This is a genomic window from Kitasatospora sp. NPDC056327 (assembly GCF_042261735.1).
GTDB lineage: Bacteria > Actinomycetota > Actinomycetes > Streptomycetales > Streptomycetaceae > Kitasatospora.
The window spans coordinates 1-9,684 of the sequence record NZ_JBHJRC010000310.1; the positions used below are offsets into that span (position 1 = coordinate 1).

6 protein-coding genes, 1 tRNA gene and 1 pseudogene are annotated in these 9,684 nt (G+C 72.7%); 5 read left to right on the forward strand and 3 right to left on the reverse strand.

Going from position 1 to position 9,684, the window contains the following annotated elements; translation table 11 throughout:
* Window positions 1-100: 100 nt before the first annotated feature.
* The gene (locus ACFCX4_RS30795; RefSeq protein WP_376149596.1) at window positions 101-1,177 is read left to right on the forward strand and encodes a PDZ domain-containing protein; all 1,077 of its coding nucleotides are present in this window, start codon (window positions 101-103) and stop codon (window positions 1,175-1,177) included.
* A gap of 80 nt (window positions 1,178-1,257) precedes the next feature.
* Here ACFCX4_RS30795 and ACFCX4_RS30800 read toward each other — a convergent pair whose 3' ends face one another.
* Window positions 1,258-1,821 (reverse strand): PPA1309 family protein, encoded by a 564-nt coding sequence (locus tag ACFCX4_RS30800; RefSeq protein WP_376149599.1) that lies wholly within the window; start codon window positions 1,819-1,821, stop codon window positions 1,258-1,260.
* Between the two features lie 187 nt (window positions 1,822-2,008).
* Between ACFCX4_RS30800 and ACFCX4_RS30805 the strand changes: the two genes are divergently transcribed.
* The 3 genes from ACFCX4_RS30805 to ACFCX4_RS30815 all read left to right on the forward strand — a co-directional run bounded on the left by ACFCX4_RS30805 (window position 2,009) and on the right by ACFCX4_RS30815 (window position 7,454).
* On the forward strand, window positions 2,009-4,993 hold the full coding sequence (locus ACFCX4_RS30805) for a UPF0182 family protein (protein ID WP_376149602.1): 2,985 nt from the start codon (window positions 2,009-2,011) through the stop codon (window positions 4,991-4,993).
* A 67-nt stretch (window positions 4,994-5,060) separates the two neighbouring features.
* Window positions 5,061-5,134 (forward strand) — tRNA-Met (locus tag ACFCX4_RS30810).
* Between the two features lie 355 nt (window positions 5,135-5,489).
* The gene (locus tag ACFCX4_RS30815) at window positions 5,490-7,454 is read left to right on the forward strand and encodes a sel1 repeat family protein (RefSeq protein ID WP_376149605.1); all 1,965 of its coding nucleotides are present in this window, start codon (window positions 5,490-5,492) and stop codon (window positions 7,452-7,454) included.
* Window positions 7,455-7,520: 66 nt separating this feature from the next.
* Here the strand turns inward: ACFCX4_RS30815 and ACFCX4_RS30820 are convergent, their stop codons facing one another.
* The gene (locus ACFCX4_RS30820; RefSeq protein WP_376149608.1) at window positions 7,521-7,940 is read right to left on the reverse strand and encodes a Fur family transcriptional regulator; all 420 of its coding nucleotides are present in this window, start codon (window positions 7,938-7,940) and stop codon (window positions 7,521-7,523) included.
* Between the two features lie 105 nt (window positions 7,941-8,045).
* Here ACFCX4_RS30820 and ACFCX4_RS30825 point away from each other — a divergent pair, with 105 nt between their 5' ends.
* Window positions 8,046-9,524, forward strand: coding sequence for a catalase (locus ACFCX4_RS30825; RefSeq protein WP_376149611.1), 1,479 nt, complete (start codon window positions 8,046-8,048; stop codon window positions 9,522-9,524).
* A gap of 42 nt (window positions 9,525-9,566) precedes the next feature.
* Here the strand turns inward: ACFCX4_RS30825 and ACFCX4_RS30830 are convergent.
* Window positions 9,567-9,684 (reverse strand): annotated as a pseudogene (locus tag ACFCX4_RS30830) (PEP/pyruvate-binding domain-containing protein); the annotation flags it as partial.

The following is a 9,684-nucleotide window of genomic DNA, read 5'->3' on the forward strand; positions in this document are numbered from 1 at the left end:
CCGCCGGGGGTGGGCGGGACCGCACCCACCGTAAGCCCGGGCGGGCCGGTCCCCCGGGCCGGCCGGGCGCCGCGTCATCCGCGTCCCGTACTGTCGAGGCATGCCACGCCGCTCTGCGACGATGCTCGCCGCCACCCTGCTGCTCATAGCGCTGCTCTGTGCCTCGGTGCTGATGAAGGTGCCGTACACCGAGATGAGCCCGGGGCCGACGTACAACACGCTCGGGGTGCAGGAGAAGACGGGGACCCCGGTGATCACCATCACCGGCCACGAGTCGTTCCCGGCGAGCGGCCACCTCAACATGACCACCGTCCAGGTCACCGGCGCCAAGTACGAGCCGAGCCTGGTGAACGCGGTGATCGGCTGGCTGCGGGACGACGTGCTGGTGGTGCCGCACGACAACGTGTACCCGAAGGGCCAGAGCGACGCCGACGCGAAGCGGCAGAACGCCGAGGAGTTCGCGCTCTCCGAGGACCACGCCCGCACGGCCGCGCTCGGCAGGCTCGGCATCCCGATGGGCAGCGAGCTGATCGTCCAGACCGTCACGGCCGGGGCCCCGGCGGAGGGCCGGCTGCACGCGGGGGACCAGATCGTCGCGGTCGACGGCACCCCGGTCGCCGACGCGGAGGCGGTGGCCCGGGCGGTCACCAGGCACCAGCCCGGCGAGCCGGCGGTCTTCACCGTGGTGCCGCGGGTCAAGGAGGGTTCGGCCGAGCCCGGGGTGCGCACCGACATCAGCGTCCCGACCGTGAAGTCGCCCGACACCGGCGCGGCGATGGTCGGCATCCGCCCGGGCCTTCGGCACACCTACCCGTTCCGCATCGACATCGGTCTGCAGGACGTCGGCGGGCCCAGCGCGGGCCTGATGTTCTCGCTCGGCATCATCGACAAGCTGACCCCGGGCGACCTGACCGCCGGGCGGTTCGTGGCCGGCACGGGCACCATCACCGACGAGGGCGAGGTCGGCCCGATCGGTGGCATAGCGATGAAGCTGATCGCGGCCCGGGACGCCGGCGCCGAGTTCTTCCTCGCCCCGGCGGCGAACTGCGCCGAGGCGGCCAAGAACACCCCGTCCGGGCTGACCCTGGTGAAGGTGGAGACGCTGGACGGCGCGCTGAAGGCGCTGGAGCAGATCCGCTCCGGGCAGACCTCCGCGCTGCCGTCCTGCACCGCGTAGGGCGGGGCCCCGGGCGGCGGGGAGCAGCACGGAGCCCGCGGCCACCGGGTGGCCGCGGGCTCCGCACCGCGGGGGGAGGGTCAGGCGAAGGTCGCCAGCAGCGCCTCGGTGAGGCCCGGCACCAGGTCGGGGCCGGTCAGCACCTCGCGGGCGACGTCCTTGGAGCGCAGCCGCAGGGCGATCTCCCGGCTGCCGTCCCGCAGCACCGCGGCGGTGATCCGCACCTCCTCGCGCTTGGGGTGGTTGGCCACCCACTCGGCGAGCTGGGCGTCGCTGGCGTTGCGCGGGCGGGACTGCTCGGAACCCGGCGGCAGCATCAGGCGCTCGACGACCAGGGCGCAGCCGGCCACGGCGTCGGGCCAGGCGATGGTGCCGAGGAACTTGTCCAGCTCCATGCCGGCGGGCAGCTCGTCCTGCTCGACCGGGGTGAGGCCGGGGTCGTCGCCGTCGGCGAGGCCGAGCTGCTTCGCGACGCGGGGGTCGGCCTTGCGCAGGGCGGCGCTGTCCACCAGGGCGAACAGGCGGGCCGGGAGGTCCCAGCCGAGGGTGGCGGCGTACTCGTCGATCTCCAGGGCGGCCCGGGTCAGCGGGTTGCCGGCCGGGAGGGTGGAGACGTCGTCGGGGAGGTTGGATCCATCGGACATGGCTCAATCCTCACACGCCGGGCGGTGCGGGCGCCGCGCCGACCGGCCGGGGTCCGGGGCGGGTCCCGGGCGATCGGTTGTCGTAACCGTCTGCTAACGGTGGGAACTCGGCCAAAGACTGGTTAAGTTGCACTGAGAACCGACCGACTCCAGACGACACGACCGAGGTGCCACCGTGGTATTCCAGATGCCGGAACGCTCAGGGCCGGGGTTCCGGCGCAGAGTAGGCCCGCCGTCCCGGCGGGCGCGGGTGCTCCTGCTGACCCTGGGCGTGCTCGCGGTGCTCTTCCTGCTCTTCGTCATGTTCGCCGGGTTCTGGACGGACTGGCTCTGGTTCAGGTCGGTCCACTACACCTCGGTGTTCACCACCCAACTGTGGACGAAGATCGGGCTGTTCGCGGTGTTCGGCCTGCTGATGGCGGTGATCGTCGGCTTCAACGTGTGGCTGGCGCACCGGCTGCGGCCGCCGCTGTCCGCGATGTCCGTGGAGCAGCAGAGCCTGGACCGCTACCGCTCGGGCCTGGCGCCGTTCAAGCGCTGGGCGCTGCTCGGGGTCTCGCTGGTGATCGGGCTGGTGGCGGGTGCCGCGGCCTCGGGCCAGTGGCGGACCTGGCTGCTGTGGACGAACGGCACGCCGTTCGGCACGAAGGACCCGCAGTTCGGCCGGGACATCTCCTTCTACGCCTTCGACCTGCCCTTCTACCAGTTCGTGCTGGGCTTCGCGTTCAGCGCGGTGATCGTCTCGCTGCTGGTCTCGGTGCTGGTGCACTACCTGTACGGGGGACTGCGGCTGCAGGGTCCCGGCCGGCGGGCCAGCACCGGGGCGCAGGGGCACCTGGCGGTGCTGCTGGGCGTGTTCGTGCTGCTGAAGGCGGTGGCGTACTGGCTGGACCGGTACGCGCTGGCGGTCAAGACCGGTTCGTACAAGGGCGTGTCCGGCTGGACGGGTCTGCGGTACGTGGACGCGAACGCGTTCCTGCCGGCGAAGACGATCCTGTTCTTCGTCGCGGTGATCTGCGCGGTGCTGTTCTTCCTGACGCCGGTGCGCCGGACCTGGGCGCCGGCGCTGATCGGCCTGGGGCTGATGGTGCTGTCGGCGGTGCTGATCGGCGGGGTGTACCCGGCGATCGTGCAGCAGTTCCAGGTCAAGCCGAACGAGCAGGCCAAGGAGACGCCGTACATCCAGAAGAACATCGACGCGACGCGTCAGGCGTACGGGATCGCCGACAGTCAGGTCGTGCAGTACGAGCCGGCGAACGGGACGAACGCGCAGGCGCTGAAGCCGGACGCGCAGACGATCACGGACATCCGGCTGCTGGACCCGAACGTGGTCGGCCCGACGTTCCAGCAGAACGAGGCGCTGCGCAAGTACTACGCCTTCCCGAAGTCGCTGGACGTCGACCGGTACGGCGACCAGGACACCGTGCTGGGCGTGCGTGAGCTGGACCTGAACGGGATCCAGCGGAACTGGATCAACGACCACTTCAACTACACCCACGGCTACGGCGTGATCGCGGCCAAGGGCAACCAGGTGGACGCCAACGGCAACCCGGTCTACACGGAGTCGGCGCTGCCGACGAAGGGCGCGTTCGGCGACTACCAGCAGCGGATCTACTACGGCGAGAAGACGACGACGTACTCGATCGTCGGCGGCGGCTACCAGGACATCGACTACACCGCGGAGGACGGCACCCCGGTGCACTTCTCCTACGACGGCGACAGCGGGGTCGGGCTGGGCAACCCGCTGACCCGGGCCGCGTACGCGGTGAAGTTCGCCGAGCCGCAGATCCTCTACTCCAGCGCGATCCGGGACGGCGCGAAGATCATCTACGACCGCACCCCCAAGGAGCGGGTCGAGAAGGTCGCGCCGTGGCTGTCGATCGACGCCGACCCGTACCCGGTGGTGGAGAACGGCCGCGTGGTGTGGGTGCTGGACGGCTACACGACCTCGGACGGCTACCCCTTCTCGTCGAAGACGACGCTGGGCGACGTCACCAAGGACTCGCTGACCAACCAGCGCGGTGAGCTGCTGACCGCCGCGAACCAGGTCAACTACATCCGCAACTCGGTCAAGGCCACCGTGGACGCGTACACCGGTGAGGTGACGCTCTACCAGTGGGACGAGAACGACCCGGTGCTGAAGACCTGGATGAAGGCGTTCCCGGGCACGGTGAAGGCGAAGACCGACATCCCGGAGGAGCTGAAGCCGCACCTGCGCTACCCGCAGGACATGTTCAAGGTGCAGCGCGACCTGCTCGCCGAGTACCACATGACCGACGCCGGCGGCTTCTTCAACGGCACGGACATCTGGCAGGTGCCGACCGACCCGACGACGAACAGCAACGAGGTGCAGCCGCCGTACTACCTGACCGTCCGGATGCCGGACGCGCAGGAGGCGTCGTTCTCGCTCACCACGACGTTCGCGCCGCAGGGCCGGGACAACCTGGCCGCGTTCATGTCGGTCAGCGCCGACCCGGGCCCGGACTACGGGAAGATCCGGATCGCCAAGATCCCGACCGGGTCGGGGGCGCTGGGCCCCAAGCAGGTGCAGGCGAAGTTCAACTCGGATCCGCTGGTCGCCAACCAGCTGACCCTGCTGAAGACCGGCACCGACTCGGACATCGAGTACGGGAACCTGCTGACCCTGCCGGTCGGCGGCGGCCTGCTGAACGTCGAGCCGGTCTACCTGATCGGCCGCAGCGCCAAGGTGCCGGTGCTGAAGAAGGTGCTGGCGACGTACGGCAACGAGAACGCCGTCGTCGCGGTGGAGGACAACCTGGAGAAGGCGCTGGCCAAGGTGCTCGGCGGCGCGGTCACCGGGGCACCGGTCACCCCCACCGCTCCCGGCACCACGCCGACCGCCCCGGCGACGCCCACCACCCCGACGCCGACGGCCCCGGCCACACCGGTGCCCGGGGGCACGGTGACGCCGGAGCTGCAGAAGGCGATCGCGGACGCGGTGAAGGCCAACAACGACAGCCAGGCCGCGTTCAAGAGCGGTGACTGGGTGGCCTGGGGCCAGGCCCAGAAGGCGCTCAACGACGCGCTGAAGGCGGTCGAGGCGGCCGAGCAGAAGGCCGGGATCACCCCGGCTCCGACGCCCTCGGGCACCGCACCCGCGAGTCCGCCCGCCACGGCGCCGGCCACCCCGCCGGCGACCGGAGGCCCCTGAGCTGCGGTGATGCCGCGGTAACCGATTTCCGCCCCGCCCCGCGTCCGTGCTAGGGTTCAACTACCGACGCGGGGTGGAGCAGCTCGGTAGCTCGCTGGGCTCATAACCCAGAGGTCGCAGGTTCAAATCCTGTCCCCGCTACTCAGTAGCACCGAGGGCCCGGAGGATTCTTCCTCCGGGCCCTCGGTTTTTCGCGTGCCCGGGCGGGCGAAACCGCTCCGGTACCATCGAGCGTCGCCAAGGACGACGGCAGCGGGGTTTGTGAAGGCCAGTGTCGGGAAATCGACAAAGCGCCGAAGCAATCTCGTCGGCTTCGGGTCCGTCCCGCCGAAATCGGTCGGGGCAGGTGTACGCGGGTTGCGGGTGATGCGACGATGGGACACATGGGGGAAGCGGCGCGGCTGCTGACCGGCCGTCGGGTCTGCGCGCCCCCCGTGGCCCCCCGGCCCCGGGCCGGAGGACATCGCCGCGGCACTCGGGGGGAGTGGGAGCCGGCATGAGGCCGATCGGCAGGAACGGGACGGGAGCGAGACCGGCGGGAAGCACCGAGGCGGACACCGAGGCCTGGGCGGAGAGCCCCGAACGCCGGCCCGGCGCCCTGCCCGCCCAGCGCACCAGCGGCCTGGCCGAGCGCCGGCCCGCGGGCTGGGGCCCGGACTCCCTGGTGCACGTCCCGGCCGGCGGCCTCGCCGCCGCGCTCGGCTCCCGTGCCGCCTCCGACGGACCGGCCGGCCCCGGCATCGAGACCGGGTCGGGGCCCGACACGGCGAGCTTCGAGACCGCGCTCGCCGCCCGTGAGCAGGCCGCCCTGGAGGCCCGGCACCGGCGGGCCGCCGACGGCGGGGACGCCGACGCGGCCGCCCGGCTGGGCACCCTGCTGCTGCGCCGCGGCGACCTGGAGGACGCCGAACCGTACCTGCGCGGCGCCGCCGCCGCCGGGCTGCGCTCCGCCGCCAACAACCTGGGCGTGCTGCTGCACCAGCGCGGCCACCGGGCCGAGGCCGCCCAGTGGTGGCGGCAGGCGGCGGTGGCCGGCAGCGCGCCGGCCGCCCACGCGCTCGGCCTGCAGCTGCGCGACCAGGGCGAGGAGGAGGCGGCCGAGTACTGGCTGCACTTCGCCGCCGACCACGGCCACCCGCTGGGCGCGTACGCCCTGGGCGACCTGATGGAGCACCGCCGGGACGTGCGCGCCGAGCGCTGGTTCAAGGTGTCCGCGGACGCCGGGCACCGGGAGGCCGCCTACCGGCTGGCCCGGATGCGCGAGGCGGCGGGGGACAAGGAGACCGCCGAGGCCTGGTACCGGATCGCGGCCGCCCGCAGCCACGCCCGCGCCGCGCTGCGCCTGGGCGTGCTGCTGGAGGACCGGGCCCGCGGCGAGCAGCCGCTGCTGGACGAGGCGGCCCGCTGGTACCGGCAGTCGGCGCAGAACGGCGAGCCGCGGGCCGCGTGCGCGCTGGGCTATCTGCTGCGCGACGCGGGGGACCTCGCCGCCGCCGCCGAGTGGTGGCAGGAGGCCGCCGAGGCGGGCGACGGCAACGCCGCCAACGCGCTGGGCGCGCTGCACGCCTCGCGCGGCGAGGCCGCCGAGGCGGAGCGCTGGTACCGCGGCGCGCTGGAGGCCGGCGACCAGAACGGCGCGTTCAACCTGGGCCTGCTGTGCGCCGGCGCGGGCCGCGACCAGCAGGCCGAGCAGTGGTACCGCCGGGCCGCGTACGCCGGGCACCGGGAGGCGTGCAACGCGCTCGCGGTGGTGCTGCTGCAGCGCGGCGACGAGTCGGGCGCCGAGCCGTGGTTCTCCAAGGCCGCCGAGGCCGGCAGCGTGGACGGCGCGTTCAACCTGGGCGTGCTGCACGCCGGGCGGGGCCAGCACCGGCAGGCGCAGGAGTGGTACGCGCGTGCCGCCGCGGAGGGGCACGGCGAGGCGGCGCTGCAGCTGGCCGTGGTGCAGGAGCAGCGCGGCAACGCGGCGGGCGCGCTGGAGCGCTACCGGCAGGCGGCGGCGGGCGGTTCGGCGGAGGGCGCGTTCCGGCTGGCGTCGGTGCTGGACCGGCGCGGGGACGCGGACGCGGAGGCCGAGCACTGGTACGCGGTGGCGGCGGACGCCGGTCACCGGCGGGCGCAGGTGCGGATGGGGGTGCGGGCGGCCGAGCGGGGGGCGCTGGAGATCGCGGAGAGCTGGTACCGGAGGGCGGCCGAGGCGGGCAGCCGCAGTGCGGCGTTCAACCTGGGGCTGCTTCTGGCCCGGCAGGACAGCGAGGCCGCGGCGATGCTCTGGTACACCCGGGCGGCTGACGCCGGGCACGGGCGGGCGGCGCTGCGGCTGGCCCTGCTGGCGCTGCGCCGGGGGGAGCCGGTGCAGGCGGAGGGCTGGTGCCGGCGGGCCGCGGACTACGGTCCGGCGGAGGTCGCGGAGCGGGCGGGCCGGCTGCTGGGCGCGCTGCACGCGGAGCTCAGCGCATAGCGGGAGCGTGCCGCGGGCCGGGGCGCCGGGCCGTCGGGGGTGTCCCGGTCCAGGGGTCGGGCCCGTTCAGGGTCTGGGCGAACAGTCCGGACAGAGGCCGCGGTAGGTGATCTCGGCGCCGGAGACGGTGAAGCCGAACCGCTGGGCCTCGGGCAGCGCGGCCAGCGGGTCCCCGTGGGGGTGGACGTCGCGGATGGCGCCGCAGCCGGAGCAGACCAGGTGCTGGTGCGCGTGGTGGGCGTTGGGGTCGTAGCGCTTGGCGCGGCCGTCGGTCGCGACCTCCAGCACCTCGCCCAGGCAGACGAGTTCGCCGAGCGTGTTGTAGACGGTCGCGCGGCTGATCTCGGGCAGGCGCTCGACCGCGCGGGCGTGCACCTCGTCGGCGGTCAGGTGCACGTGCTCGCCGTCGAGGACCTCGGCCACGACCCGGCGCTGCGAGGTCAGCCGCCAGCCACGTCCGCGAAGCCGTTCCAGGAGGTCGCTCATGGGACCAGGGTAAGTGACACTCCGAGTTTGGTTCCAGTGTTGACTTGGACAAAGTCCAAGTTAGGATCGGTTCGACAAGACCGGACCACGCGGAGGCACCCTCACATGACTACCCAGGACGAGCTGCGCCCCACCCTCACCACGGAGGCGGGTGCCCCCGTCGCCGACAACCAGAACACCGAGACCGCCGGGGTCGGCGGTCCGGCGCTGATCCAGGACCAGCAGCTGTTCGAGAAGCTCGCGCACTTCAACCGCGAGCGCATCCCGGAGCGCGTGGTGCACGCCCGCGGCGCCGCCGCCTACGGCACCTTCACGGTCACCGGCGACGTCACGGCGTACACCCGGGCCGCCTTCCTCTCCGAGGTCGGCAAGCAGACCGAGACCTTCCTGCGCTTCTCCACGGTCGCCGGGAACCTCGGCTCGGCGGACGCGGTGCGCGACCCGCGCGGCTTCGCGCTGAAGTTCTACACCGAGGAGGGCAACTACGACCTCGTCGGCAACAACACCCCGGTGTTCTTCATCAAGGACGCCACCAAGTTCCCGGACTTCATCCACACCCAGAAGCGGGACCCGTACACCGGCTCGCAGGAGGCGGACAACGTCTGGGACTTCTGGGGCCTGTCGCCCGAGGCCACCCACCAGGTGACCTGGCTGTTCGGCGACCGCGGCATCCCGGCCTCCTACCGCCACCTGGACGGCTTCGGCTCGCACACCTACCAGTGGCAGAACGAGGCCGGCGAGTACTTCTGGGTGAAGTACCACTTCAAGACCGACCAGGGCATCCGGAACCTCACCCAGGAGGAGGCCAACAAGCTGGCCGGCGAGGACCCGGACAGCCACCAGCGGGACCTGCGCGAGTCCATCGAGCGCGGCGACTTCCCGAGCTGGACGGTCAGCGTCCAGATCATGCCGGCGGCGGACGCGGCGGCCTACCGCTTCAACCCCTTCGACCTGACCAAGGTCTGGCCGCACGCCGACTACCCGCTGGTCGAGTTCGGCAAGCTGGAGCTGAACCGCAACCCCGACAACGTCTTCGCCGAGGTCGAGCAGTCGATCTTCTCGCCGTCGCACTTCGTGCCCGGCATCGGCCCGTCCCCGGACAAGATGCTGCAGGGCCGGCTGTTCGCCTACGCGGACGCCCACCGCTACCGCGTCGGCATCAACGCCGACCACCTGCCGGTCAACCGCCCGCACGCCACCGAGGCGCTCAACAACAGCCGGGACGGCCACCTCTACGACGGCCGCCACGGCCGCCGCAAGAACTACGAGCCGAACAGCTTCGGCGGCCCGGTGCAGACCGGCCGTCCGCTGTGGGCGGCGACCCCGGTCACCGGCGACACCGGTACCCACGAGGCGCCCTCGCACGCCGAGGACAACGACTTCGTGCAGGCCGGCAACCTCTACCGGCTGATCGGCGAGGACGAGAAGCAGCGGCTGATCGCCAACCTGGCCGGCTTCATCGCCAAGGTCTCCGCCGACCGCGAGGACATCGTCGAGCGCGCGGTGGAGAACTTCCGCAAGGCCGACGAGGACTACGGCCGGCGGCTGGAGACGGCGGTGCGGGAGCTGCGCAAGCAGCGCTGACGCACCGCGGCGCGGGGCCCGGTGAGGGGCCCCGCGAGCAGCGGGGTTCACCAGCCCGGAGACCAGCGCCTCGCCGAGCCCGAACCCGGCGTCCACGGTGGCGGTCCGGCGGTGGCCCGTGACGGGGTCGGCGGTGACCAGGACCCCGGACGCGTCCGGG